This window comes from Massilia sp. 05N420, from assembly GCF_056397205.1.
Genome location: NZ_JBFTMX010000001.1, coordinates 158288 through 183737 on the forward strand (window position 1 = coordinate 158288; position 25450 = coordinate 183737).

At 67.7% G+C, this 25450-nt stretch carries 21 protein-coding genes; 14 read left to right on the forward strand and 7 right to left on the reverse strand.

Features of this window, described 5'->3' with window-relative positions:
• Positions 1-4 precede the first annotated feature (4 nt).
• Both AC1DIX_RS00735 and pdxR read right to left on the reverse strand, forming a co-directional pair.
• A complete protein-coding gene (locus AC1DIX_RS00735; protein ID WP_477321232.1) occupies positions 5-2254 on the reverse strand; it encodes a TonB-dependent receptor in 2250 nt (749 codons plus the stop codon).
• A gap of 96 nt (positions 2255-2350) precedes the next feature.
• On the reverse strand, positions 2351-3823 hold the full coding sequence (gene pdxR, locus AC1DIX_RS00740) for a MocR-like pyridoxine biosynthesis transcription factor PdxR (RefSeq protein ID WP_477321235.1): 1473 nt from the start codon (positions 3821-3823) through the stop codon (positions 2351-2353).
• A 166-nt stretch (positions 3824-3989) separates the two neighbouring features.
• Between pdxR and AC1DIX_RS00745 the strand changes: the two genes are divergently transcribed.
• From AC1DIX_RS00745 to AC1DIX_RS00755, 3 genes are read left to right on the forward strand one after another with little or no spacing between them, the layout of a single operon-like run.
• On the forward strand, positions 3990-4574 hold the full coding sequence (locus AC1DIX_RS00745; protein ID WP_477321237.1) for a tetratricopeptide repeat protein: 585 nt from the start codon (positions 3990-3992) through the stop codon (positions 4572-4574).
• 19 nt (positions 4575-4593) lie between these two features.
• Positions 4594-6030 (forward strand): amino acid permease, encoded by a 1437-nt coding sequence (locus AC1DIX_RS00750; protein WP_477321239.1) that lies wholly within the window; start codon positions 4594-4596, stop codon positions 6028-6030.
• A complete protein-coding gene (locus AC1DIX_RS00755) occupies positions 6018-6665 on the forward strand; it encodes a dihydrofolate reductase family protein (protein ID WP_477321241.1) in 648 nt (215 codons plus the stop codon). The genes AC1DIX_RS00750 and AC1DIX_RS00755 overlap by 13 nt, the downstream gene beginning before the upstream one ends.
• A 25-nt stretch (positions 6666-6690) precedes the next feature.
• Here the strand turns inward: AC1DIX_RS00755 and AC1DIX_RS00760 are convergent, their stop codons facing one another.
• Genes AC1DIX_RS00760 through AC1DIX_RS00770 form a run of 3 tightly spaced genes read right to left on the reverse strand, consistent with a single transcriptional unit; the run spans position 6691 to position 12685 of the window.
• Positions 6691-7950, reverse strand: a complete 1260-nt coding sequence (locus AC1DIX_RS00760) for a metal-dependent hydrolase (RefSeq protein WP_477321243.1) — start codon at positions 7948-7950, stop codon at positions 6691-6693.
• A 34-nt stretch (positions 7951-7984) separates the two neighbouring features.
• A complete protein-coding gene (locus AC1DIX_RS00765; protein ID WP_477321245.1) occupies positions 7985-8605 on the reverse strand; it encodes a 4'-phosphopantetheinyl transferase family protein in 621 nt (206 codons plus the stop codon).
• Between the two features lie 54 nt (positions 8606-8659).
• A complete protein-coding gene (locus AC1DIX_RS00770) occupies positions 8660-12685 on the reverse strand; it encodes a Pls/PosA family non-ribosomal peptide synthetase (RefSeq protein ID WP_477321247.1) in 4026 nt (1341 codons plus the stop codon).
• Positions 12686-12900: 215 nt separating this feature from the next.
• On the opposite strand from AC1DIX_RS00770, the gene AC1DIX_RS00775 reads away from it, so the two are divergent.
• The 5 genes from AC1DIX_RS00775 (at position 12901) to ccoS (ending at position 19295) form a co-directional block, all read left to right on the forward strand.
• Positions 12901-14451, forward strand: coding sequence for a methyl-accepting chemotaxis protein (locus tag AC1DIX_RS00775; RefSeq protein ID WP_477321249.1), 1551 nt, complete (start codon positions 12901-12903; stop codon positions 14449-14451).
• 87 nt (positions 14452-14538) lie between these two features.
• Positions 14539-15984, forward strand: a complete 1446-nt coding sequence (hemN, locus tag AC1DIX_RS00780; protein WP_477321251.1) for an oxygen-independent coproporphyrinogen III oxidase — start codon at positions 14539-14541, stop codon at positions 15982-15984.
• Between the two features lie 7 nt (positions 15985-15991).
• Positions 15992-16741, forward strand: a complete 750-nt coding sequence (locus AC1DIX_RS00785) for a sulfite exporter TauE/SafE family protein (protein ID WP_441934449.1) — start codon at positions 15992-15994, stop codon at positions 16739-16741.
• Positions 16738-19155: a heavy metal translocating P-type ATPase gene (locus AC1DIX_RS00790; protein ID WP_477321253.1), complete on the forward strand. Its 2418-nt coding sequence runs from the start codon at positions 16738-16740 to the stop codon at positions 19153-19155. The genes AC1DIX_RS00785 and AC1DIX_RS00790 overlap by 4 nt, the downstream gene beginning before the upstream one ends.
• Positions 19155-19295, forward strand: coding sequence for a cbb3-type cytochrome oxidase assembly protein CcoS (ccoS, locus tag AC1DIX_RS00795; RefSeq protein WP_477321255.1), 141 nt, complete (start codon positions 19155-19157; stop codon positions 19293-19295). Before AC1DIX_RS00790 ends, ccoS begins: the two co-directional genes overlap by 1 nt.
• Before the next feature lie 160 nt (positions 19296-19455).
• On the opposite strand, the gene AC1DIX_RS00800 is transcribed toward ccoS, so the two are convergent.
• A complete protein-coding gene (locus tag AC1DIX_RS00800) occupies positions 19456-19761 on the reverse strand; it encodes a TraR/DksA family transcriptional regulator (protein WP_477321257.1) in 306 nt (101 codons plus the stop codon).
• Positions 19762-19894: 133 nt separating this feature from the next.
• Here AC1DIX_RS00800 and ccoN point away from each other — a divergent pair, with 133 nt between their 5' ends.
• The 6 genes from ccoN to AC1DIX_RS00830 are packed head-to-tail and all read left to right on the forward strand — an operon-like array spanning position 19895 to position 25015.
• The gene (gene ccoN / locus AC1DIX_RS00805) at positions 19895-21355 is read left to right on the forward strand and encodes a cytochrome-c oxidase, cbb3-type subunit I (RefSeq protein WP_477321259.1); all 1461 of its coding nucleotides are present in this window, start codon (positions 19895-19897) and stop codon (positions 21353-21355) included.
• Between the two features lie 18 nt (positions 21356-21373).
• Positions 21374-21988, forward strand: a complete 615-nt coding sequence (gene ccoO, locus AC1DIX_RS00810) for a cytochrome-c oxidase, cbb3-type subunit II (RefSeq protein WP_441934050.1) — start codon at positions 21374-21376, stop codon at positions 21986-21988.
• Between the two features lie 13 nt (positions 21989-22001).
• Positions 22002-22178 (forward strand): cbb3-type cytochrome oxidase subunit 3, encoded by a 177-nt coding sequence (locus AC1DIX_RS00815; RefSeq protein WP_441934051.1) that lies wholly within the window; start codon positions 22002-22004, stop codon positions 22176-22178.
• Complete coding sequence (gene ccoP / locus AC1DIX_RS00820) at positions 22171-23106, forward strand: cytochrome-c oxidase, cbb3-type subunit III (protein WP_477321262.1); 936 nt, start codon at positions 22171-22173, stop codon at positions 23104-23106. The genes AC1DIX_RS00815 and ccoP overlap by 8 nt, the downstream gene beginning before the upstream one ends.
• On the forward strand, positions 23103-24491 hold the full coding sequence (gene ccoG / locus AC1DIX_RS00825; RefSeq protein WP_477321264.1) for a cytochrome c oxidase accessory protein CcoG: 1389 nt from the start codon (positions 23103-23105) through the stop codon (positions 24489-24491). Before ccoP ends, ccoG begins: the two co-directional genes overlap by 4 nt.
• A gap of 11 nt (positions 24492-24502) precedes the next feature.
• Positions 24503-25015 (forward strand): FixH family protein, encoded by a 513-nt coding sequence (locus tag AC1DIX_RS00830; protein ID WP_477321266.1) that lies wholly within the window; start codon positions 24503-24505, stop codon positions 25013-25015.
• 3 nt (positions 25016-25018) lie between these two features.
• On the opposite strand, the gene uraH is transcribed toward AC1DIX_RS00830, so the two are convergent.
• Entirely contained in the window at positions 25019-25423 is a 405-nt protein-coding gene (uraH, locus tag AC1DIX_RS00835; RefSeq protein WP_477321268.1) for a hydroxyisourate hydrolase, read from the reverse strand.
• Positions 25424-25450 lie beyond the last annotated feature (27 nt).

Consider the following 25450-nt stretch of genomic DNA (forward strand, 5'->3'; position numbering starts at 1 on the left):
CTGCTCAGAAGCGGTAGTCGACGCGCAGGTCGGCGGTACGCGGCTCGCCCGGCAGCGCCATGCCGAAGCTGTTCACGGTGGTCGGACGCACTTCATTCTCGAGGTTGCGCACGCGCGCCTGCACGGTCCAGCTGGCGCCCAGCGGTTCCCAGGCCAGGCGCAGGTCGGACTCGGTGTGGCCCGGCACCCAGTACTTCAGGGCCTGGGTCGGCACCGTCAGCAGGGCGCGGCTGCTGGCGCGCGTGTGGACGCCGGCCACCAGCGCGCCGCCGGCCAGGCCAAAGCGGTGCTCCCAGCCGAGCGACAGGGTGCGGGTGGGTGTGCGGTCCAGCTTCACGCCGGCCCAGGAATGCACGCCGTCAGGCGAGTAGCTGATGTAATGGGCGTCGGTGAAGGTCAGCGCATAGTCGAAGCGGTCGGCCGCGGTGGGGCGCAGCTGGCCTTCGGCTTCGAGGCCGTTGACCACGGCCTGGCCGGCATTGCTGGTCACGTAGACCGGTGATCCGTTGTGGAAGGCCACCGCCGACAGCTGCAGGTTGCGGTAGTCGTAATGGAAGGCCGCCAGGTTCAGGCTGGCGCGATTGCCCCAGAAGCGGGTCTTGGCGCCGGCTTCCCAGGAGCGGACCGTCTCCGGTGCGTAAGTCAGGTCCGCGGCCGGCACCTGGCTCAGCGCATTGCAGCGCACGCCGAGCTTTTCATCACCGGCCGCGCAGCCGTCGTTGAAGCCGCCGGCCTTGAAGCCGGTGGCGGCGGTCCCGTACAGCATGCTGCCCGGTGCAAGATCAAGCTCGGCACCCAGGCGCCAGGTGGTCTTGTTGATCGACAGCTCGCCGTGGTCGAGGGCGCGCAGGTCGGTGGCCGGATTGAAGGCGCGCGCCTGCTGGTAGCCGATGGTGCCGACCCGCGACTTATTGTCCATGTTGTAGCGGGCGCCGGCGGTCAGGCGCAGGCTGTCGGTCACCGGGTAGGTGGCCTGGCCGAATACGGCGCGGCTGCGCGACACCGACGGGATGATGTCCCAGACGTAGTAGGGCGTCAGGCCGATCGGCTCCATGTCGCGGTAGACGTAGTGGTTGCTGGCGTCTTCGCGGAACCAGTACAGGCCGCCCTGGGCGTTCAGGCGGCCGCCCGGCTTGGTGGCGAAGCGCAGCTCGTGCGAGTCCTGGTTGTAGTCGCCGTTGAAGTCATGGCGCAGGCCGATCGCGAAGGTCGGCACCACCCGGTAGTAATAGTTGTACAGGTAGTTGTTCGAAAAATCGCGGTGCGAGCCCAGCCAGGTGGCGTTGAACCCGCCCAGGTCCCAGTTCAGCTCCGCCGACAGCGCCGAAGTGGTCTTGTGCGTATAGCCCTGTTCGGGACGCATGTTCGGCGCGATGAAGGCGTTCGTCAGGCGCTGCGCGGCGGGAGCGTCGAACCAGACCGGCGCGCCCTGTGCGGCACCGCGGTAGAAATTCGTGTCGGGCAGGCTGTCGTCGTTGCTGGCGTCGTTCTGCGTGTGCTCGTAGCGCAGCAGCAGCGAGCCGTCCCTGCCCAGGCCCAGTCTGGCCGAGAGGCGGGCGGACCAGTCGTCGCGGTCGAGGCCAAGGTGGTAGGGCGTGCCCTGGGCATTGCGCAGGAACGACTCGCGCTGATTGGCGGCGACCGCGGCGCGCAGCGCGAGCGTCTCGCTCACCGGCACGTTGACGGTGGCGCCCAGCTTGCGGCTGTCGTAGCTGCCGATTTCCGCATGCGCCTCGCCTTCGAACCAGGGCACCGGCGTCTTGCTGATCACGTGGACCACGCCGGCCGTGGTATTGCGGCCGTACAGCGTGCCTTGCGGACCACGCAGCACTTCGATGCGGTCGACGTCGAAGAAGGACACGGTCTGGCTCTGCGGACGCGCGATGTAGACGCCGTCGAGCATGAAGGCGGCCGAGGGATCGCCCTTTTCGGTATTGTCGGCACTCGAGACGCCGCGGATCGTGATGCGCAGGCCGTCGTTGCCGTATTGGAAATAAGTATTCGGCAGGCGGTCGCCGATCGCCATCGGATCGTCGAGGCCGAGCTTGGCGAGCTGCTCGCCGGTGAGCACGCTCATCGCCACCGGGGTCCTGGATTCGGGTGCGGCGCTGCGTTGCGCGGTGACGATCACTTCCTGGATGCCATCGCCGGCGGCGCCTGGCGTGACGGTCTGTGCGCCGGCGGCATGCCAGGCGATGCCGGCCAGTGCGGCGGCCAGCAGGCTGGGGTTCGGGCGAACCCGGTACGTCTTCATGAACTTTCCTGATGCTTGAAGGATAGCCGGAGAGTCTAGCAGTTAGTGCTTATGCGCAATAGTCTCGGGTTACCAGAACGCAACGGTTTGTGACTTCTACGCACCGGATTCAGGCGGGCGCCGACATGAAATTTTCGCAAGCCGCCTCGCCGCCTCGTCGATTTCCGTCGCCGGCACCTGGCTGTAGCCAAGCAGGAGGCCGGTCCACCCTGTCTTGCGCAAGCCGGTTTCATGCCGTGTCAGGCAATGCGCGGTGATGCCGGCAACCCGTGCTGCGTCACTGATGCGGTCATCGCGCCAGTCTGGATCGGCAAACCGGAGCGCCAGGTGCATGCCCGTGCCGGCGCCATGGACCGCCGCCATATCGCCGAAATGCCGGCCCAGGGCATCGAGCAGGGCATCGCGCCGCTCGCGGTACAGGCGCCGCATGCGGCGCAGGTGCTGTACGAACTGCCCGTCGTTCAGGAATGCCGCCAGGGCGCGCTGTTCAGGCACCCGCCCATGCATGGGCAGGCGGGCCAGGGCCGGACGCGCAGCTTCGGCCAGGCCGGCCGGCAGCACCATGAAGCCGGTACGCATGGCCGGGAACATGGTCTTGCTGAAGGTGCCGAGATAAATCACCGGCGCGGATGGCGCGAGGCCTTGCATCGCGGGCAGCGCCGGGCCGTCGTGCCTGAACTCGCTGTCGTAATCGTCCTCGATGATCAGGGCGCCGGCACGGGCCGCGCTGTCCAATAGCGCAAGCCGGCGGCGCATGCCCAGCACACCCCCGCTCGGATACTGGTGCGACGGGCTGGTATAGATCAGCCGCGGCGGGGTACGCCGCCAGTCTTCGTCGGCCGGCGCGATGCCCTCGCCGTCCACCGCGATGCCGACCGACCGCAGCTGGCCCCCGCGAAACGCCGACAGCGCGCCGAGGTAGCCCGGATTCTCGATCCAGGCAGTGTCGCCGGCATCGCTGAACAGCTGGACGCAGAGCTCCAGGCTGGCCTGCGTGCCATTGGTAACGACGACCTGTGCGGCGTCGCAGCGCACGCCGCGCGCAGCCTGCAGGTAGTCCGCGATCGCCTTGCGCAGGACCGGCAGGCCGGCAGGGTCGCAGTAATCGAACTCGAAGGGACCGGTTTCGCGCCAGGCACGGTCGAGTGCGCGGCGCCAGGCCGCCATGGGAAACGCGTCGAGCGCGGGCACGCCGAGCGCGAAGGCCCCGGTCAACACGCCGGGCGAGGCCATGCCGGTCAGCGCTTGCGCGCGGCGCGACAGGGCCGACGGCGGCAGCTCCGATCCGATCCCTGCGGGAGTGGAAACCGCCACCGGCGCCACCACCGTGCCGCCGCGGGATGTGAGCAGGAGTCCCTCCGCCATGAGTTGCTCATAGGCGTACAACACGGTGTTGCGGGCGATACCCAGCTCGCGCGCCAGGATCCGGGTGGACAGGAGGCGGTGGCCGGCCGCCAGGCGGCCATCCAGGATGGCCGCGCGCAGGCTGGCGTGGACCTTGCGCTGGCGCGGCCAGCCGTCAACATCGTGGTGGCGTTCGAAATCGGCGAGCAGGAGACCATAGTCCACAGGTAGTCCTATCAGATCGGCATCGGCTGGCCCTTTCTTGGTGCCAGTGTGCTGATTATAGTCAAGGCGCTAATTAATCTTTCATGGTCTGTCGAAATCCGTTTCTTCGTTCGTCGATAAGGAATCGAACCACTGCAACCGGTATGACCCATCACCCGACGACACAATGAAAACGCCGATTGCTGCAATATTTCTCGTGCTTGGCCTGCACTGCCCCGCGATCGCGGGTTTCGCCGCGGGCGCCGCGGCCTATCGCGAGCACGATTACGAATTGGCGCTGAAGGAAATCGCGCCGCTTGCCCGGGGCGGCAATGCAGACGCCCAGCATTTGCTCGGCCTGATGTACTTCATGGGCCGCGGGGTGCCGCGCAATTACAGGCAGGCCTTCGAATGGCACTACAAGGCGGCGCTGCAGGGCGTGCCCGATGCGGAGTACGTGATCGGCGCGATGTATTACACCGGCAATGCCGTCCCGCAGGACCAGAAGCTGGCAGTGTCGTGGTTCCGCAAGGCCGCGCAGCTTGGCCAGCCGGATGCCCAGTATGCCCTCGGCCTGATGGTTCGGCACCACGTGGCCGACGTGCCGGAGCATGCGGTCACGGCCTATATGCTGTGGGATCTCGCTGCGGCAAGCGGCCACCGCAACGCCGGCGAGCAGCGCGACGACCTGGCGCGCCACATGACTGCGCAGCAAATCGATGAGGCGCAAAGACGTTCACGCAACTGGCATCCCGGTATGGCTTTGCCATAAACCTTGAAAGAGAGCGCAAATGAGCTTATTCAGAACAAAGAATCTGGACCATTTAATGGCCAGCAGCCGCAAGCCGGGAGGCCTGAAGAAAGTCCTGGGGCCATTCGACCTGATACTGATGGGGATAGGCGCGGTGATCGGGACCGGAATTTTCGTCCTCACGGGAACGGGCGCCGTCACGGCCGGACCCGCCTTGACGCTCTCCTTCGTCATCGCCGGCGTCTGTTGCGGACTGGCGGCCCTGTGCTATGCGGAGTTCGCCTCGACCGTTCCGGTCGCAGGGTCCATCTACACTTACAGCTATGTGACGATGGGCGAGCTGGTTGCCTGGATCATCGGCTGGGACCTGCTGCTCGAATACGGCCTGGCGACCTCCGCGGTGGCGGTAGGCTGGTCCGGCTATTTCCAGTCCCTCATGACGAGCTTCGGCCTGTCCCTGCCGGAGTCGCTGCGTGGCGCGCCCGGGGCGGTGCCGGGGCAGCACACCTGGTTCAACTTGCCGGCCTTCTGCATCATGATGGTACTTACGGGGATGCTGTCGCTGGGCGTGCGGGAATCCGCGCGCGTGAACAACATCATGGTGATCATCAAACTGGGCGTGGTCCTGCTGTTCATCGGCGTCGGCGCCCGCCACGTCCATCCGTCGAACTGGCACCCCTTCATGCCGAACGGCGCCGGCGGCACGCTGAGCGCCGCCGCTCTCATGTTCTTCGCCTTCATCGGCTTCGATTCCGTCACCTCGGCCGCCGAAGAAGTGAAGCGTCCCGAGCGCGACTTGCCGATCGGCCTCATCGGAACGCTGGCGACCTGCACGATCATGTACATCATCGTGACCGCCATCATGACCGGCATCGTTCCCTACGCAAAGTTCCTCGGCATCGACCATCCGGTGTCGCTGGCGCTTCAATACGCTAACGAGACCTGGTTCGCCGCCTTCGTGGACGTCGGGGCCATCCTCGGCATGACGACCGTGATCCTGGTGATGGCCTACGGCCAGACACGCATCCTGTTCGCCATGTCGCGTGACGGCCTGCTGCCGCATAAGCTGTCCGAGATCCATCCGCGCTTCGGCACGCCTTTCTTCGCCACCTGGATCGTCGGGCTCATCTTCGGCTTGCTGAGCGCGGTCGTGCCGCTCGGCGTGCTCGGCGAACTGGTCAACATGGGCACGCTGGCGGCCTTCTGCCTGGTCTCGGTCGCCGTCATCGTGCTGCGCAAGAAGCGCCCCGACCTGCACCGCGCCTTCCGCTGCCCTGGAGTGCCCGTCGTGCCGGTGCTCGCGATCGTGTTCTGCGCCGTACTGATGGCCTTCCTGAGCAGGACCACCTGGGCCGCCTTCCTGGCATGGCTTGCGCTCGGCCTGGTGGTGTACTTCGGCTATGCCCGGCAACGGTCCCTGCTGAACCTGCCCGAACATCAAGCGCAACATCAGGAGGAGAAGGAATGTCCGAACTAAAGGTAAAGTGTTTTTCCGTGTCGCTCGATGGCTTTGGCGCCGGCCCGAACCAGAGCCTGGAAAATCCCATGGGTGAAGGCGGGGGCGGATTGCACCAGTGGTTCCGCGGCACCCGTACTTTCCAGCGCATGACAGGAAACGAAGGCAAGGGCGTGGATGGTCCGGACGAGGATTTTGCAGCCCGCGGCTTCGACAATCTTGGCGCATGGATCCTGGGCAGGAATATGTTCGGTCCAATCCGCGGTCCATGGCCGGACGACGAGTGGAAAGGCTGGTGGGGCGACGAACCCCCGTATCGCGTCCCCGTCTTCGTGCTGACCCACCATGCACGCGCGCCGCTGGCGATGAAGGGCGGCACGACTTTCTATTTCGTCACCGACGGCATCGAGTCCGCCTATGCGCAAGCCCGCCGCGCCGCGAACGGCAAGGACGTACGCCTGGGCGGCGGCGTGGCGACCGTACGCGAGTACCTCGAGGCCGGCCTGGTGGACGAGATGCACCTGGCGATTGCCCCGGTATTGCTGGGATCCGGCGAATCCCTGTTTGGAGGCCTCGATCTTCGCAGCATGGGATTCCGCTGCACCGAGCACCTGCCGACGCCCTCGGCGACGCACGTCGTGCTGCGCAAGGACTGACGGCCGCGCCGGGCCGGGGTCCAGCTCAGTGGCCCCGCAGCAGGTCGGCGCGCGGATAAGCCCACCCCGGCACCCGGGCCGGGCAGGGCGCCTGCGCCAACCCGGCATACCCCATGGTCGAGAAATTCCGGCTACCCGGCTCACCCCAGCGCACATCGGTCGCCACCCCGTCGGCCAGCGAAGGCGCGCGCGCAAATCGCATCCAGGCATTCACATGGCAGTTGGTGGAAGCAAGCTTGCGCAGCGCCGCCACCGGCTGGCGGTCTTCGGCCTGCCAGGCAATCTGCGGCGGCGCGTCCTCGAGCGCGGGACCGGCGATGCGCACAGGGCAGTGCGACACCGGGCTCAAGCCGGGCGCGATGCTCAGCATGCCGCGCCGCAGGTGGACGGTGCCGGCGGCGTCGGTACCGGTGCGGGCCACGGTGACGAAGGACCAGCACAGCGGATTGGCCGGGTAGGCCGACAGCGCCGTGTCCAGCAGGCGCTCGCCGGCATCGATGCGTTTCAGTTCGGCGTCGACGATGGCGTGCGCCTGCTGCAGGGCCATCGCTTGCACGCCGACGAAGAGCAGGGCGGCCGCCAGTCCGGCGCCGAGCGCCATGCATCCGCGTTCGGCGCGGGTCTCGCCGTGGTGTTCGTCGTTCCGGCGCTGGATCCAGGCCAGCAGCAGGCCCAGCGCCGCCAGGCCGGCCAGCGAACCCCATTGCAGGAAGCCCAGCACGGCAGCCGCCAGCGGCACCAGGGCGATCACGGCCAGCCACAGCCGGCGCAGCGGACGGCTGCGGATCATCTCCGCCAGCGGCACGCCGAAAGCGATCCAGAACACCGGTTCGACGATGAAGACCAGGTCGCCGTAATACCAGTTCGGGTCGAAGGGCCAGAAGGGATGCACGCCGTAGACGTTCAGGCTGTCCATGCCGATGTGCAGCAGCAGCCCGGCGCTTGATGCCAGCAGGGCGCCGAGCCGCGCCGTCGGACTCTCGCGCAGCAGGCGCCGCGCGGACGGCCACAGCAGCCAGACCAGGGCCAGCAGCAGAGCGGCCTCGGCGAGGGCGACCACGAGCGTGTGCGTGTGGCCGCGGTGGTGCAGCAGATAGCCGAGCGGCGGTTCGAGCAGGCCGGTCAGCACCAGGTCGAGGTCGGGGAAGTTGCTGGCCAGGCAGCCGATGGTGAGCAGCATGCGCGAGCGTACGCGGCGGTGTTCCACGTAAGGTTCGGCGGTCAGGCTGCGGTCGATCAGGGCGCCGATCCCGAGACCGACGACGGAGTGGGTGAGATTGTCCATTCTGCAATCTTACCCGGAATGCATTGGAAATGGCTTAGCTCGGCGGCAGTACCAGCGCTCCCACATAGCCTTCGGGCAGGGCGAGCGCCAGGCAGCGGCTCGCACGCAATGGAGCATCGCCGTCCTCACTCCATTCGACCAGCTCGCGGCCCAGGTATTTCAGGCGCGCCTCGCGTTCGGTCCAGGCGCGCGCAAAGGCCAGCATGCGCTCGTCGGGCGGCAGTGGAATCAGCCTTTCCGCCACCTCAGGGCCGAGAAAATCGCGCGCCACCGCTTCCCAGTCGGGGAAGGCGGCGGCGTCAAAGACCTGGGTGACGTCGATGCCGACCGCGCCCCGCAGCGAGATCGCCGCCACCGACAGCGCGCCGTCATGGCTGATCGCCAGCCAGGCGCGGCGCAGGCCGGAGGGCGCATCCAGCACCGCATAGGGCGGCACCCCTGGTTCGGCGCGCAGGACGATGCGTTCAAGCGGCAGGCCGCTCAACTGCCCGAGCGCGGCGACGATGGCGTCGCGGATCGCCCGCCGGGCATGGTCGCGGTCGGAATCGCCCTGGATGCCGATGACGCCGACCTCAAAATCTGCAACTAACCGACAAGGTCCGGCAGGCTCGGCGAAAAACCCCCGGCCGCCAGCAGCGGCCGGGGGAAGCAGCATCCATTGAACGGGAACTGCGGCGGCGTCCTCCATCGATATCCTCCTCGGGCCCGCTCAGCTTCGTTGTGGCGCGGCCGGCAGGCCGGACCAGGCGGTGGCATCCGGAATGTGCTCGCCCTTCATCACCAGGGTCAGCGGACCGATGCGGGCGTTGTGGCCGACCCGGGCGCTGTACAGCACCGCGCTGCGCGGGCCCACGTACACCTTGCTGCCGATTTCGACCTGGTCGATCTTCATCACGCGGTCTTCGAACAAATGGGTCTGCGGGCAGGACAGGGCGTTCAGTTCGCTGTGGTCGCCGATCGTCACGCAATCGAATTCCGTGATGTCGGTGGTGTCCATGTAGACGCCCTTGCCGATCCGGCAGCCGAGCATGTTGAAAGCCAGCGGCAGCCAGGGCGTGCCGCGCAGGTAGCGCATGAAGTTGGGCACGGCAATGCCCTCGTACATATTGGTCACGCCCTCGGACAGCCAGACGAAGGGCGTCCACATCGGGTCGGCGCGCTTCTTGTAGCGGCCCAGCAGCAGCCATTTGAAGGCCAGCACGAACAGGTAGTTGCCGATGCCGTAGGCCAGTCCGATCAGGGCCAGGTACCAGATCACTTCGCCCCAGCGGCCGGCGCCGGCCAGCGGCATCAGGTCCAGCACCACCGTATAGCCTACCGCGATCACCACCGCGTGCGGCGCGACGATGCGGAAGGCTTCCACCAGAGTGCGGCCCAGGCGCCGCGCCATTGATGGGCGATAGGTCAGGTGTTCCGGATAGCCGCTGACCTGTTCGCGCGCCGGCAGGTGGATCGGCGGCGAGCCGAGCCAGGTGTCGCCGCCCGTCATGCGTTCATTGGCCGGGGCGTGGGTGTGCACGCCCACCAGCACCCCTTCCGGCAGCACGGTGCCGTCCGGGATGTAGCTGCCGTTGCCGACGAAGCTGCGGTTCGAGACCACGGTCGGTTCCATCGTCATCCAGCCGCCGTCGATCTGCTCGTCGCCCAGCATCACGGCGTCGGCGATGAAGGTCTCGTCGCCGAGGGTCAGCATGTCGGGCACCACGCCCAGCGCGGTCGAGATCTCGGCGTCGCGGCCCACCTTGGCGCCCAGCAGGCGGTACCAGAAGGGCGCGAACACGGTGGCGTAGATGCCGTGCAGGACGTTCAGGCTCGATTCCTGGATGTGGCTGACCAGCCACTTCTTGCAATAGGTGTTCGAGTGGACGGCCGAGCGGCCCGGCTGCATGCGCGGCAGGAAGCCCCAGCGGATCGCCGCCGACACCAGCATGGTCAGGAAGATCAGCACGGCGCTGGCCGGCAGCGCCAGCACGAAGTAGCGCACCAGCTGGCCGTGGATGGTGTTGGCCTGCATCCAGGCCAGGGTACCGCGTTCGTCGAACCAGTCGATCRGCACGAAGCTCGGGAAGACCGGCATGAAGAACAGGGTCGCCACCAGCAGGATGCCGAACACGAAGAACAGCGCTTCGCCAGCCAGCCGCAGGCGGGAAGCGCGCGGCCGCGGCGGCAGGATGGAGGGATCGAAGGCGCCCGCGTCGCGCGCCGGCGAGCCGGACCACACGCGGCCGTCCGGCACCATGGCGCCGTCGCTGAGGGCCGACTGGCCTTCCATGTGGCCGCGCCGGCCGACCCGGGTATTCCCTTCGAGGATGGCGTAGGACGAGACGCAGGCGTCGTCGTCGAGCGTGATGTGGCCGAGGAGCAGGCGTCCGCGTTCGACGCGCGCGTTCTCGAAGTTGACGCCGTTGCCGATGCTGACGTTGTCGCCGAGGGTGAACAGGTCCGGCGAGCGCAATGTCATCGAGCCGATCACGACGTCCTTGCCGACMTTCGCGCCCAGCACCCGCAGCCACCAGGCGTACAGCGAGGAGCCGGCCAGCAGATAGGTGGGCGCGGCTTCGACCAGGCGGTCGGACAGCCACCAGCGGTAATAGGTCATGCCCCACAGCGGATAGCTGCCGGGCTTCAGGCGGCCGGCCACCAGCCATTTGCCGGCGGCGGCGAACACGAATTCCATCAAGGTCGCCAGCAGGAACACGCCGATCGAGGCCGCGACCGCGCGCAGGGTCGAGTCGCCCGGGTCGCCGGTCATGAAGTGGTAGGTGAAGAAGGGCGCCAGCCACTGCGCCATGCGCAGGGTCACCAGCACCGGCACCGCCGCCAGCTGGGCCAGGCCGCAGGCCCAGCGCCGCGCTTCCGGCGGCGGGGTCCAGTCCTGCTCCATCTGGGCGGTGCCGGCGGCCTGATCGAGGCCGGAGGCGATCGCACCGATCTGGCGTTGCTGGTAGATGTCGCGCACCGTCATGTGGGCGAAGCGCGGATCGCTGCGCATGGCCGTGGCCAGGCGCGCGGCGAAGAAGGAGTGGCCACCGAGATCGCTGAAGAAATCGAGCTCGCGGCGGATCGGCTGGCCCGGGAACAGCTGGGCCAGGGCCGCGAACAAGGCTTCCTCGGCCGGGGTTTCGGCGATGTCCGATTCGGCGGCGTCGCTGGGCAGCGGCGCGCTCAGCGCCATCGCCTTCAGCGCCTTGCGGTCGATCTTGCCCGAGGTCAGGCGCGGCATCACGTTCAGGACTTCGAAGCGGCTCGGCACCATATACGGCGGCAGGCGGGCGGCCAGCGCCTTGCGCAAGGTGGAGGCGGCCAGCTGCTCGCCGGTGGCGCCAAGGGCCGGCACCAGGTAGGCCACCAGGCGGTCGATGCCGTCGTCCTTGCGCAGCAGGACCGCGGTGGTGCCGATGCCGTCCTGCTGGGCCAGCACGGCTTCGATTTCGCCCAGCTCGACGCGGAAGCCGCGGATCTTGACCTGGTCGTCGGTGCGGCCCAGGCAGACCACTTCGCCGTCCGGCTCGATGCGCGCCAGGTCGCCGGTGCGGTACAGGCGGGTGTCGTCGGCGCTGGCGCTCCAGGGATTGGCCTGGAATTTTTCGGCGGTCAGGTCGGGGCGGCCCAGGTAGCCGGCGGAAAGCCCCGGGCCGATGATGCACAGCTCGCCGGTGTCGCCGCGCGGCAGGATCTGCAGCCCCTTTTCGGTATCCGTGGAGATTACCAGCAGCCCGTAATTGGGGAGCGGCTTGCCGATCGTGATCAGGCGTCCCGGATGGAGCGAAGCCAGGCTGGCCGAGACCGTGGCTTCGGTCGGGCCGTAAGTGTTGAACATCTGGCGGCCGGGCTTCGAAAAGCGTTCGACCACGGTTTCCGGGCACATCTCGCCGCCCAGGTTGATGATGCGCAGGCCAGGGACGTCCTCGGCAAACAGGGCCAGCAGGGTCGGCACCGCGTGCAGCACCGTGACGCCGTTTTCCTGCAGCAGGCGCGGCAAGGCTTCGGGATCGCCGGCCGTCTCCTTGGGTCCCAGCCACAGGGTGGCGCCAACCAGCCAGGAGATCCAGATCTCCTCGAAGGACATGTCGAAGGCGACCGAGAAGCCCTGGTAGACCGTGTCGTCGGCCCGCACGCCCAGCACTTCGTTTTCGCTGCGCAGGAAGTGGCAGATGCTGCGCTGGTCGATCAGGATGCCTTTCGGCTTGCCGGTCGACCCCGAGGTATAGATGACGTAGGCCGGGGCGCTGCCGCCGACCTTGCCGCGGCGTTTGAGCTCGTAGCCGGCGGGGGCGGGCGCCAGCAGGCTTTCCGCGGTGTGGATGGGGCGGTCGACCGTGGCCAGGCGCTCGCCCATGCGTTCGCTGCTCACCAGGGCCGGCGAACCGGCGTCTTCCATGCACACCAGCAGGCGTTCGACCGGGGTGTCTTCGTCGACCGGCAGCCAGGCGGCGCCGGCCTTGGCGATGGCGGCCTGCATCAGCAGCAGGTCGATTCCGCGCGGCATCCATAGGCCGACGATGTCGCCGGGCCCGATGCCGGCCTCGATCAGGCGCGAGGCGGCCAGGCTGGCCAGTTCGTCGAGTTCGCGGTAACTGAGCCGGCGGTCGCCGGCGATCAGGGCGGTCTGGCCGGGCGCGCGGCGGGCGCTGGCTTCCAGCAGGTCGGCGAGGATTTCGTCACGCAGCAGCTCGGGCTGGTGCGGACCGTACAGCACATCGGGATGCCGTGTCAGGGAGGAAATATCGTTCATCAACGGCGGCGGATGAGATCTATCGAAAAAAGCATGAGCGGGCACATGAGCGCAGGGTACCGTATTTTCGCCTCTCCCATGGTTAGCTGTCGAACTTTGGGGGATTACAAAATGTTTCTTCAATGTTTTTGATGTAGATCAAGGAATTGACTTGATTGACGTCTGTACACTTCGCGTGTTAGAAGTATTGCCGTACAGAAACAAGGGAGTTTGTCGTGCGCACCAACCTGCCGGTCACCGGCATCGAATACATCCTCACCGATGGCCAGTCCATCGTCTCCAAAACCGACACCAAGGGACGCATCACCTACGTCAATCCCAGCTTCATCGAGGTCAGCGGCTTCGAACTCGAAGAACTGATCGGCAAGGCCCACAACGTGGTCCGCCATCCCGACATGCCGCCCGAAGCCTTCGCCGACCTGTGGCAGACGCTGAAGGCCGGCCTGCCCTGGACCGGCATGGTCAAGAACCGCCGCAAGAACGGCGATTACTACTGGGTGGTCGCGAACGTGGTGCCGGTCAAGGAGAACGGCGTCACGGTCGGCTACATGTCTGTGCGCACCCGCCCCGAACGCGAACAGGTGAAGGCCGCCGAAGCGCTGTACCGTCGCTTCCGCAATGGGGAGGCGCAGGGCCTGGCGATCCGCCGCGGCGCCGTGGTCCGGGCTGGCCTGCAGGGCCGCCTGCGTGCCCTGCGCAACCTGCCGCTGGGCCGGCGCCTGGGCCTGATGCTGGGCACCCAGTCGGCCCTGCTGGTGGCGCTGGCGGCCGCCGCCGACGGTACCGTCTGGCGCGTGCTGGCCGGCGCCGGCGCGCTGCTCACGCTGCTGGCCTGGGCCGAGCTGCAGCGCTCCATCGTCGGCCCGCTGCGGCAGGCCCAGGACGCGGTCCACGCACTGGCCGGCGGCGACCTCTCGCACCTGCCGCCGGTGGGCCGCGACGACGAAGTCGGCCGCCTGCTGCTGGCGCTGCGCCAGCTGAACGTCAACCTGACCGCCATCGTCGGCGACGTGCGCGCCAACGTCGCCTTGATCGAGTCCGCCACGCGCGGCATCGCCGCCGGCAACCAGGACCTGGCGCGCCGCACCGAGTCCCAGGCCGCCAGCCTCGAGCAGACCGCTGCCAGCCTGGCCCAGGTGGCCGCCGCGGCCGGCAACAACACCGACAGCGCGGTGCGTGCCGACGGCCTGGTGGACACGGCGTCCAGCGTGGCCGACCGCGCCGGCGTCTCGGTCCAGCAGGTGGGCGCGACGATGGACCAGATCAGCGGCTCGGCCACCCGCATCGTCGACATCATCGGCCTGATCGATGGCATCGCCTTCCAGACCAATATCCTGGCCCTGAACGCGGCCGTCGAGGCGGCCCGCGCGGGCGAGCAGGGCCGCGGCTTCGCGGTGGTCGCCGGCGAGGTACGCTCGCTGGCCCAGCGCTCGGCCGGCGCGGCCAAGGAAATCAAGCGCCTGATCGAGGATTCGGTCGAGCAGATCGGGCAGGGCGACGAACTGGTGGGCGCCGCCGGGCAGACCATGCGCGAAGTGGTCGCCTCGGTGCAGGAAGCGGCGAGGATCATGCACGGAATCACCGTCGCCTCGCGCGAGCAGCACGGTGGCATCGCCCAGGTCAACGCCGCCATGCGCGACCTGGACGGCATCACGCGCGAGAACGCGGCCCTGGTCGAGGAAGCGGCGGCGGCGTCGGCGAATGTGGCCGAACAGGCAAGCCATCTGTCGCAGGCTTTGTCGGTGTTTAAGGTCGGCCGTTTTTGATGCAGGTCAAGGATTTTCCTGAGCTAAATCAATAGACTCCTTGCATACAGTGCGCTACCCATCGGTAGCGCCCGCAAGGAGTTCCTCATGACGCAGCAGTTGCAAGCAGTACCCGCCAAGATCCCGGCCTTCCAGCCGCATGTCGATTTCGACGCCGGGCTGATCTCCCGCCTCAGCAAGTCCGGCCCGCGCTACACCTCTTACCCGACCGCCGACCGCTTCACGGACAGCTTCGGCTACCGCGACTACCTGCACGCCGTGGCCGACCGCCGCACGCGCGGCAATGCGCGTCCACTGTCGCTGTACCTGCACATTCCGTTCTGCGACACGGTCTGCTACTACTGCGCCTGCAACAAGATCGTCACCAGGAACCGCGAGAAGGCGGCCACCTACCTGGCTTACCTGAAGCGCGAAGTCGCGATGCAGGGCGCGCTGTTCGCCGGGATCTGCGCGGAGACGCAGGAGGTCGAACAGCTGCACTTCGGCGGCGGCACCCCGACCTACCTGTCGGATGCGCAGATGGGTGAGTTGATGGACCACCTGCGGCGCTGCTTCCGCTTCGCTCCGGATGCAATCGGCGAGTATTCCATCGAAGTCGACCCGCGCACCGTGTCGGTGGAGCGCGTGCACAGCCTGCGCGCGCAAGGCTTCAACCGCATCAGCCTGGGCGTGCAGGATTTCGACGCCGAGGTCCAGAAGGCCGTCAACCGCATCCAGCCGGAAGAAGAGACGCGCGCCGTGATCGCCGCCGCGCGCGCCGCCGGCTTCCGTTCGGTCAGCATCGACCTGATCTACGGCCTGCCGAAGCAGACCCCGCAGACCATGACGGCCACCCTCGCGAAAGTGGTGGCCGCGGATCCGGACCGCATCGCCGTCTACCACTACGCCCACCTGCCGCACCTGTTCAAGCCGCAGCGCCGCATCCTGGAACAGGACATGCCGGACAGCGACGCCAAGCTGCGCATGCTCCAGCTGTGCATCGAGCGCCTCACCGCCGCCGGCTACGTTTACATCGGCATGGACCATTTCGCCAAGCCGGAAGACGACCTCGCCATCGCCCAGCGCCAGGGCCGCCTGCACCGCAACTTCCAGGGCTATTCGACCCATGCGGATACGGACCTGGTCTCCTGTGGCGTCTCCGCCATCGGCGCGGTGGGCGCGACCTACAGCCAGAACGTCAAGACCCTGGACGCCTACTACGATGCGCTCGACCGCAACGATCTGCCGGTGGCGCGCGGCACCCGCCTCGGCATGGACGACGTCCTGCGACGCACCGTGATCCAGAAGCTGATGTGCCAGTTCGAGCTGTCGATCTCCACCATCGAGCAGGCCTTCCCGGTGGTATTCCGCCAGTACTTCGCGGCCGAACTGGCGCAGCTGGCGGCGATGGAAGAGGATGGACTGGTGGTCGTGAACGGCGACTGGATCAGCGTCAGCAGCAAAGGGCGCCTGCTGATCCGCAACGTGTGCATGGTGTTCGACCGCTACCTCGCCACCCGCAGCGCCGAACCGCATTATTCGAAGACGGTGTGAAATGGGTATCGGTGGTATCGGCCTGTTGCCGGTGTTCGTGGTCGGGCTGCTCGGCAGCGTGCACTGCGCCGGCATGTGCGGCGGGATCGTCGGCGCGCTGTCGGTGGCGCCGGTGACGCTGCATGCTGCGCGCCCGGCCCGTCCGGCGCTGGCAAATGGTCTGGCATACAACGCCGGCCGCATCGGCAGCTACATGCTGGCGGGTGCGCTGGCCGGCGGGATCGGCCAGGGCGCCGGCGCGCTGGCGCGGCTGCCGGCGCTGCAGACGGGCGCCTACTGGATGGCCAACCTGATGCTGGCCATGCTGGGGCTGTATCTGATGGATGCCTGGCGCGGCCTGGCGCGGCTGGAGCAGGGCGGCCAGATCGTCTGGCGCCGCGTGCAGCCGCTACTGCGCCGTGTGAGCCCGGGGCCGGGCGCGGGCCTCGGCCCGGGCCGCATGCTGGCCGCCGGGCTTCTGTGGGGCTGGCTGCCCTGCGGGATGGTCTACAGCGTGCTGGTGACGGCCATGCTGTCCGGCTCCGCCGCGGGCGGCGCGCTGGTGATGCTGGCCTTCGGCCTCGGCACGCTGCCGATGCTGCTCGGTCTCGGCCTGCTGGGCGCGCGCCTGCGCGCTTCCCTGCGCCGGCGCGAGGTGCGCCTGGCCTGCGGCGCGCTGGTGCTGGGCTTCGGCCTGCTCGGCCTCGCCCGCGCGGCGGGCGGCCTGCCGCACAGCTGGCTGGAGAGCGTCTGCCTGACGCCGGGAGGTGGAGCATGAACGCGATTGCCGACTTTGCCGCCTGCTACCACTGCGGCCAGCCGGCCGTCGGGGGCAGGCGCTGGCAGGCCAGCATCGGCGGGCAGGCACGCACCATGTGCTGTCCCGGCTGCGCCGCCGCCGCCCAGGCGATCGCGGACGCCGGCCTGCACGACTACTACGACAGCCGCACCGCCTTCGCCGCCCCGCCTGACGACACCGGCGGCAGCGATGCGTCCCTGAAGCTCTACGACGAGATGGGGCTGGACGGCGACGCCGTGTTCACCGTCGAGGGCCTGCGCTGCGCCGCCTGCGTGTGGCTGATCGAACGCCGCGTAACTTCGCTGCCGGGCGTGCAGTCCTGCGTGCTGAACGTCGCCACCGAGCGCCTGCAGGTGCGCTGGGATGCATCGATCTGCCGTCCCAGCGCCATCATCGCGGCCTTGCGCGCCATCGGCTATACCGCCTATCCCTACGACGCCACCCGCCACGGCGCCCAGCTCGAACGCGCCCGCAAATCCCTGATGCGGCGCCTGTTCGTGGCCGGGCTGTCGATGATGCAGGTGATGATGTACGCCGTTCCGGTCTACCTAGCCACCGACGGCACCATGGACGCCGACATGACGGCCCTGATGGGCTGGGCCTCCTTCCTGCTCACGCTGCCCGCGGTGAGCTACTGCGCCTGGCCTTTCTTGCGCGGCGCCTGGAGCGACCTGCGGCGCGGCCTGCCCGGCATGGACGTGCCGGTGGCGCTGGGCATCCTGGCCGCCTTCGTGGGCAGTGCGGTGTCGCTGGTGCGCGGCAGCGGCGAGGTCTATTTCGATTCGATCACCATGTTCGTGTTCCTGCTGCTGGGCAGCCGCTGGCTGGAACTCGATGCCCGCCGCAAGGCCGCGCGCGCCCTGGAAAGCCTGCAGCATGCGGCGCCCGCCACCGCGCTGCGGCTGCCGCACTGGCCGGCTTCGATCGAGCCCGAAACCATCGCCGCCGGCAAGCTGGCGCCCGGCGACGTGATCCTGGTCCCGCCCGGGCAGACGGTGGCGGCCGATGGCGTCATCCTCGAAGGTCACACGGAAGTCGACCTGTCCCTGCTGACCGGCGAGAGCCGCACGCGGCCGATGGCGCCCGGCGACCAGCTGCCCGGCGGCGCCGTCAACGTGGCCCAGGCGGTGACGGTGCGGGTGAGCAGCAGCGCCGCCGCCAGCACCCTGGCGACCCTGGTGCGGCTGAGCGAACGCGCCGGCCAGGACAAGCCGAGACTGGCGCAGTGGGCCGACCGCGTCGGCGCCTGGTTCGTGGTGGTGCTGCTGGTGCTGACGGCCGCCGTGTTCGAGTACTGGCATGCGGTGGACCCGGCGCGCGCCTGGCCGGCGGCAATCGCGGTGCTGGTGGTGTCCTGTCCCTGCGCGCTGTCGCTGGCGACGCCGACCGCGTTGGCGGCGGCATTGGAACGCCTGCTGCGCCACGGCGTGCTGGCCGTGAAGCCGCACGTGCTGGAGACCCTGGAGCGGGCTACCCACGTGGTGTTCGACAAGACCGGCACCGTGACCCGCGGCCGTCCCGTGCTGCGCGACACCGTGACCCTGGGCATGGCCGAAAGCGCCGACTGCCTGCGCATCGCAGCGGCGCTCGAAGCGGGCAACGCGCATCCGCTGGCCCAGGCCCTGTGCGAAGCGCGGGCCGCGCTGGACGCCGCCGCGCTGGAGGCGGACAGTATCGAGAATGTGGTCGGGCAGGGCATCGAAGGCCAGGTGGCCGGCCTGCGCTACCGCCTGGGCAGCGCCGATTTCGTGGCCGCCCTGGCCGGCGGCGTGGCGCCCCTGGGCGCGCCGGCCGGCGCCAGCGCGGTCTGGCTGGGCAGCAGCGACCGCTGGCTGGCCCGCTTCGACCTGGTCGACGCCCTGCGCCCCGAAGTGCCGGCCCTGGTGCGCCAGCTGCAGGCGCGCGGCAAGACGGTGCTGCTGCTGTCCGGCGACGACGAGGAAGCGGTGCAGGCAGTGGCCGCCCAGCTCGGCATCCGCGAGGCGCGCGGCCGCCAGCTGCCGCAGGACAAGCTGGACGCGGTGCGCGCCCTGCAGGCCGAGGGTGCGGTGGTGGCGATGGTCGGCGACGGCATCAATGACGCCGCCGTGCTGAGCGGCGCCGACGTCTCGTTCGCGATGGGCCAGGGCGCCCAGCTGGCCCAGCTGCATGCCGACTGCGTGCTGCTGGATACCGGCGACGCCGGCCTCGAACCGCTGGGCGAAGCGGTGCGCACCGCCGGCGCCTGCGTGCGCATCATCCGCCAGAACCTGGGCTGGGCGATGCTCTACAACCTCGTGGCGATACCGGCCGCTGCCAGCGGCCTGCTGAATCCCTGGCTGTCCGGCCTGGGCATGGCCGGCAGTTCGGCCCTGGTGGTGCTGAATGCCTTGCGGCTGAGGAGGGCGGGCTGATGGAAGCCCTGTATCTGCTGATTCCGCTGAGCCTGATCCTGGTGGCGTTTGCGGTGTGGATTTTCTTCGGGGCGGCCGAGGGCGGGCAGTTCGAGGATCTGGATGGGCCGGCTTTGCGGATACTGAATGATGATGATTAAGCGTCGTTCCCGCTACCACCGTCGTCCCCGCGAAGGCGGGGACCCAAGTTTGCTTGAGCTGGCACGACGCTCGCAGAACTTGGACCCCGCCTGCGCGGGGGCGACGTTTACACGTCAATGGTGCCTGGGACAAGGCGGCGGGGCTCCGCGTTGCAGGTCGTTACATCGTCGGCCCGCGCCCGGTCCGCTGTTCCTTCTCGATCCGCTCATGGCATTCGATACGGGTCTGCACCGTAGGCGTCGCCAGCAGATCGGTTTCGTGCTCGGCCAGGTGTTCTTCGTTGTGGCTCAGCATTTCGCCGGCCGGGGCGTCGTCGTTCGAGCCCATGCGGGCCATCGGCGAGATCGCCGGGCGGTCGTCGGTGCCGCCGCCGGTGCGGGCACGGATGGTGGCCAGCATGTCTTCGCGGCTCCGGCGCAGACGCTTGCCGATTTCTTCGTGCAGTTCTGATGCGATGGGCGGCATGCGAAGTCCTCAAGTGTGGGTTTTTGTCTCCTGCCACAGCCCGTTCCGGACATTTTGATTCACATCAAGGATTTTCCACGTTCAGAAACTTACGCTCCTGATGTCGTCCTTTATATTTTCTAGGGAGTGCATCTTGAGCACCAGTCTAAACTACAACTATAAGATCGTGCGCCAGTTTGCCATCGCCACCGTGGTCTGGGGCGTGATCGGCATGCTCGCCGGCGTCTGGATCGCGGCCCAGCTGGCCTGGCCGGCGCTGAACTTCGACATCCCATGGCTGACCTACGGCCGCCTGCGTCCGCTGCACACGAATGCGGTCATTTTCGCCTTCGGCATCTGCGGCCTGTTCGCCACCTCCTACTACGTGGTGCAGCGGACCTGCCAGGTGCGGCTGTTCTCGGACAGGCTGGCCGCCTTCACCTTCTGGGGCTGGCAGGCGGTGCTGGTGTCGGCCGCGATCACGCTGCCGATGGGCTTCACGCGCGGCAAGGAATACGCCGAGCTGGAATGGCCGATCGCGATCCTGATCGCCATCGTCTGGGTGGCCTATGCGGTGGTCTTCTTCGGCACCATCGTCAAGCGCCGCGTGCAGCACATCTACGTCGCCAACTGGTTCTTCGGCGGCTACATCATCGCCGTGGCGGTGCTGCACATCGTGAACGGCATGTCGATGCCGGCGTCGCTGTGGAAGTCCTATTCGATGTACGCCGGCGTGCAGGACGCGATGATCCAGTGGTGGTACGGCCATAACGCGGTCGGCTTCATCCTGACCGCCGGCTACCTCGGCATGGTCTACTACTTCATCCCCAAGCAGGCCGAGCGCCCGGTGTATTCCTACCGCCTGTCGATCGTGCACTTCTGGGCCCTGATCTTCACCTATATGTGGGCCGGCCCCCACCACCTGCACTACACCGCGCTGCCCGACTGGACCCAGTCGCTGGGCATGGTGTTCTCGCTGATCCTGCTGGCGCCGTCCTGGGGCGGCATGATCAACGGGATGATGACCCTGTCGGGCGCATGGCACAAGCTGCGCTCGGATCCGATCCTGAAGTTCATGATCGTCTCGCTGTCCTTCTACGGCATGGCCACCTTCGAGGGCCCGATGATGTCGATCAAGACCATCAACTCGTTGTCCCACTACACCGACTGGGGCATTGCCCACGTCCACGGCGGCGCGCTGGGCTGGGTCGGCTTCATCACCATGGGATCGCTGTATTACCTGATCCCGCGCCTGGCCGGCAAGAAGCAGATGGAAAGCGTGGCCCTGATCGAGGCCCACTTCTGGCTCGGCACCATCGGCATCGTGCTGTACATCGCCGCGATGTGGATCGCCGGCGTGATGCAGGGCCTCATGTGGCGCGCGGTGAACCCGGACGGCACCCTGACCTATACCTTCGTCGAGGGCGTCAAGGCGACCTATCCCTATTACGTGATCCGCTTCGGCGGCGGCCTGATGTACCTGAGCGGCATGTTCCTGATGGCTTACAACACCTGGCTGACGATGCGCGGCACCCGGTCCGTCGATGCGCGCATCCCGGACCTGCGGCCGCACCAGCCGGCACCGGCCTCGAACGACGCCCCCGAACACGCATAAACAAAGCAAGGAACCATCATGAAATTCACCCACGAGTGGATCGAGAAGAACCCCTGGCTGCTGATCGGCCTGGTGCTGGTCGTGATCTCGTTCGGCGGCCTGGTCGAGATCGTGCCGCTGTTCTTCCAGAAGTCGACCACCGAGCCGGTCGCCGGCCTGAAACCGTATTCCGCGCTGCGCCTGGCCGGCCGCGATATCTACATCCGCGAAGGCTGCTACAACTGCCACTCGCAGATGATCCGTCCCTTCCGCGCCGAGACCGAGCGCTATGGCCACTATTCCGTGGCCGGCGAATTCGTCTATGACCACCCGTTCCAGTGGGGCAGCAAGCGCACCGGCCCGGACCTGGCGCGCGTGGGCGGCCGCTACTCGGACGAGTGGCACCGTACCCACCTGGACAACCCGCGCGACGTGGTCCCGGAATCGAATATGCCGGGTTATCCCTGGCTGGCCAGCAACAAGCTCGACCCGCAATCCATCGTGCCGAAGATGCGCGCGATGCAGCGCCTGAACGTGCCGTACTCGGAAAAGGACGTGCAGGACGCGCCGGCCGAACTGGAAGGCAAGAGCGAACAGGACGCACTGATCGCCTACCTGCAGGGCCTGGGCACGCAAATCAAGACAAGGAACTGAGCGAGGAACCGACATGGCACTTCAACATATTTTCGACGACGCGAGCCGCATCATGACGGTGATCAGCTTCGCCACCTTCGCCGGCATCCTGGCCTGGACCTACGTGCTGCGCAAGGAACACGATTTCGCCCAGGCRGCCGCGCTGCCTTTCGCCGACGATAACGACGACATCGGAGAAGACTATGTCTGACTTCACCAGCGGCTTCTGGAACTGGTACATCGTGCTGATCACGGTGCTCGGCATCGCCGGCTGCGCGATCCTGCTGTGGTCCCAGTCAAAGCACAAGGTCAGGATCGGCGAGGACGGCCAGCTTGACAAGACCACCGGCCACGTCTGGGACGAAGACCTGACGGAGCTGAACACCCCGATGCCGCGCTGGTGGATGGGACTGTTCTACCTGACCATCGTGTTCGCGGTCGTCTACCTGGTGCTGTATCCGGGCCTGGGCACGTACGCGGGCAAGCTGGGCTGGAAATCCAGCGGCGCCTACCAGCTCGAGGTGAAGCAGGCGAATGCCGACTACGGCCCGCTGTTCGACAAATACCTGAAGCAGGACATCAAGATGGTGGCGCGCGACCCGCAGGCCCATGCGATCGGCGAGCGCCTGTTCCTGAACTACTGCGCCCAATGCCACGGCTCCGACGCGCGCGGCAACAAGGGTTATCCGAACCTGACCGACAAGGACTGGCTGTACGGCGGCGAACCCTCCGTCATCAAGGAAACCATCATGAAGGGCCGTAACGGCCAGATGCCGCCGATGGGCGCGGCCCTCGGTGCCGACAGCGATGTCGAGAACGTGGCCCACTACGTGCGCAGCCTGTCCGGCCTGACCGCGGATCCGGTCAAGGTCGCCTTCGGCAAGCCGAAGTTCGGCGCCTGCGCCGCCTGCCATGGCGCCGACGCCCATGGCAACCCGGCCCTGGGCGCACCGAACCTGACGGACAAGGTCTGGCTCTACGGCGGCAGCGCGGAAACCATCATGGAGACCATCCGCAAGGGCCGCAACAACACCATGCCGGCCTGGGGCGAATTCCTCGGCGAGGGCAAGGCGCACGTGCTGGCGGCCTATGTATGGAGCCTGTCGAACGATCCGAACGCGCCGGAGGCGGCAAAATGAATGCGCCGGAGCCCGTGGTGAAGGAAGCGGTCATCAAGATGTACGCCGCGCGCGAGGAGATCCATCCGCGCGAGGTGAAGGGCCGCTATGCCACCTTGCGCTGGGCCTGCGTGTGGCTCACGCAGATCCTGTTCTACGGCCTGCCCTGGGTGCAATGGAACGGACGCCAGGCCGTGCTGTTCGACCTTGGCGCCCGCAAGTTCCACCTGTTCGGGCTGGTGCTGTGGCCCCAGGACTTCATCTACCTGGCCGGCCTGCTGATATTCTCCGCCTACGGCCTGTTCCTGGTGACGACCGTCGCCGGCCGCGTATGGTGCGGCTATGCCTGCCCGCAGACGGTGTACACCGAGATCTTCCTGTGGATCGAGCGCCGCATCGAGGGCAACCGCAGCGCGCGCATCCGCCTCGACCGCCAGCCGTGGACGGCGGAAAAGCTGGGCAAGCGCGGCGCCAAGCACCTGGCCTGGGGCGTCGTCGCGCTGTGGACCGGTTTCAGCTTCGTCGGCTACTTCACGCCCGTGCGCCAGCTCGGGCATGAAGCGCTGGGCTTCTCGCTCGGCCCCTGGGAAGCCTTCTGGGTGCTGTTCTACGCCTTCGCCACCTACGGCAACGCCGGCTGGATGCGCGAGCAGGTCTGCAAGTACATGTGCCCCTATGCGCGCTTCCAGAGCGCGATGTTCGACCGCGACACCCTGATCGTCAGCTACGACACGGCACGCGGCGAACCGCGCGGCGTCTCCAGGACCGAGCAGAAGGGCGATTGCATCGACTGCAGCATGTGCGTGCAGGTCTGCCCGACCGGCATCGACATCCGCAAGGGCCTGCAGTACGAATGCATCGGCTGCGCGGCCTGCATCGACGCCTGCGACAGCGTGATGGACAAGGTGGGCAAACCGCACGGCCTGATCCGCTACGCGACCGAGAATGCGCTGGCCGGCGGCTGGTCCGCGGCCCAGGTCAGGCGCCGCCTGCTGCGTCCGCGCGTGGTCGGCTACGGCCTGGTGTTCTTCGCCATCGCCGCCGCCTTCGCCGGCGCGCTGGCCCTGCGCACCCCGCTCAAGCTGGACGTGATCCGCGACCGCGGCGCGATGGGGCGCGAAGTCGAGGACGGCATGATCGAGAACGTCTACCGCCTGCAGATCATGAATACGGCCGAGCGCGAGCACCTGTACCGCATCCACGTGGACGGCATCGCCACCGCCGGCATCGCCGACGAGGACCTGGTCGAACTGGCCGGCGCCTCGACGCGGGCGGTGCCGGTGCGGGTCCGCGTCCAGCCGGGCAGGGCGGCCGGCGGCTCGCACCCGATCCGCTTCACGGTCAGCGCCCTCGACGACCCCTCGCTGCAGGTGAGCGAGAAGGCGGTTTTCATCGTTCCGAAATGAGAGGAAGCGACATGCACGTCTCGCCCGATACCGCCCAGGCGACGCCCTGGTACACGCACCGCTGGCCCTGGTTCCTGATGCTGGGCCCCGCCACGGTGGTGGTGGCCGGCTCCTTCGCCACCTGGCTGGCGCTCGGCCACCCGGACGCCATGGTGGTCGACGACTACTACAAGCAGGGCAAGGCCATCAACCAGGACCTGCGCCGCGACCGCGTGGCCAGCGCGATGCGCATCGTGCTGGACATGCGCTACGGGGGCGGGCGCCTGACCGGCCGGATCGAAAGCCTCGGCCGGCCGCTGGCGGCGCCGTTTACCATCCGGCTCGCGCATCCGACCCTGCCGGAGCGCGACCTGAGCCTGCTGGTGAAGCCGGATGCCGACGGCGCCTTCTCGGTGCCGCTGCCGGTGCTGGAACAGACCCACTGGCAGGTGGTCGTCGAAGGCAGCCGGCGCGACTGGCGGCTGGCGAAGAGCTGGTCCTGGCCGCGCCAGCAGGAACTGGCGATCGAGGCCGACCGCTCGTGATCGCTAGTTGCCGCGGTAGGTCGAGAAGCCGTAGGGGCTGAGCAGCAGCGGGATGTGGTAGTGCGGCAGCTTGCCGTCCGCCCTGAAGATCACCGGCACCTCCGGGAAGAAGGTCTCGGCCTGGCGCGCGGCGAACCACTTGCCGGTCTTGAAGGTGACCTTGTAGGTGCCCGCGCTCCATGCGCGGCCGTCCGGGAAGAGGGCGCCGATCCGGCCCTGTTGGTCGGTCGCGGCGGTATTCAGCGGGGTCCAGCGTCCGTCCTCCTGCTTTTCGAGCATGACCTCCACACCGGGCGCCGGCCGTCCATCCTGCAGGTTCAGCACGTGCACGCTCAGCGGGTTCGGCGCGGCCGCATGGGCAGCGTTCATCAGGGCGCCGGCGGCCAGCAGGCAAGCCATTTTCTTCATCGTCATCCTCCTCGTCCATATCGATGG

Coding starts and splice junctions, on each gene's coding strand:
- AC1DIX_RS00735 (WP_477321232.1), bottom strand. CDS start 2,254: ATGAAGACGTACCGGGTTCGCCCGAACCCCAGCCTGCTGGCCGCCGCA.
- AC1DIX_RS00745 (WP_477321237.1), top strand. CDS start 3,990: ATGAAAACGCCGATTGCTGCAATATTTCTCGTGCTTGGCCTGCACTGC.
- AC1DIX_RS00750 (WP_477321239.1), top strand. CDS start 4,594: ATGAGCTTATTCAGAACAAAGAATCTGGACCATTTAATGGCCAGCAGC.
- AC1DIX_RS00755 (WP_477321241.1), top strand. CDS start 6,018: ATGTCCGAACTAAAGGTAAAGTGTTTTTCCGTGTCGCTCGATGGCTTT.
- AC1DIX_RS00760 (WP_477321243.1), bottom strand. CDS start 7,950: ATGGACAATCTCACCCACTCCGTCGTCGGTCTCGGGATCGGCGCCCTG.
- AC1DIX_RS00765 (WP_477321245.1), bottom strand. CDS start 8,605: ATGCTGCTTCCCCCGGCCGCTGCTGGCGGCCGGGGGTTTTTCGCCGAG.
- hemN (WP_477321251.1), top strand. CDS start 14,539: ATGACGCAGCAGTTGCAAGCAGTACCCGCCAAGATCCCGGCCTTCCAG.
- AC1DIX_RS00790 (WP_477321253.1), top strand. CDS start 16,738: ATGAACGCGATTGCCGACTTTGCCGCCTGCTACCACTGCGGCCAGCCG.
- ccoS (WP_477321255.1), top strand. CDS start 19,155: ATGGAAGCCCTGTATCTGCTGATTCCGCTGAGCCTGATCCTGGTGGCG.
- AC1DIX_RS00800 (WP_477321257.1), bottom strand. CDS start 19,761: ATGCCGCCCATCGCATCAGAACTGCACGAAGAAATCGGCAAGCGTCTG.
- ccoO (WP_441934050.1), top strand. CDS start 21,374: ATGAAATTCACCCACGAGTGGATCGAGAAGAACCCCTGGCTGCTGATC.
- ccoP (WP_477321262.1), top strand. CDS start 22,171: ATGTCTGACTTCACCAGCGGCTTCTGGAACTGGTACATCGTGCTGATC.
- ccoG (WP_477321264.1), top strand. CDS start 23,103: ATGAATGCGCCGGAGCCCGTGGTGAAGGAAGCGGTCATCAAGATGTAC.
- AC1DIX_RS00830 (WP_477321266.1), top strand. CDS start 24,503: ATGCACGTCTCGCCCGATACCGCCCAGGCGACGCCCTGGTACACGCAC.
- uraH (WP_477321268.1), bottom strand. CDS start 25,423: ATGAAGAAAATGGCTTGCCTGCTGGCCGCCGGCGCCCTGATGAACGCT.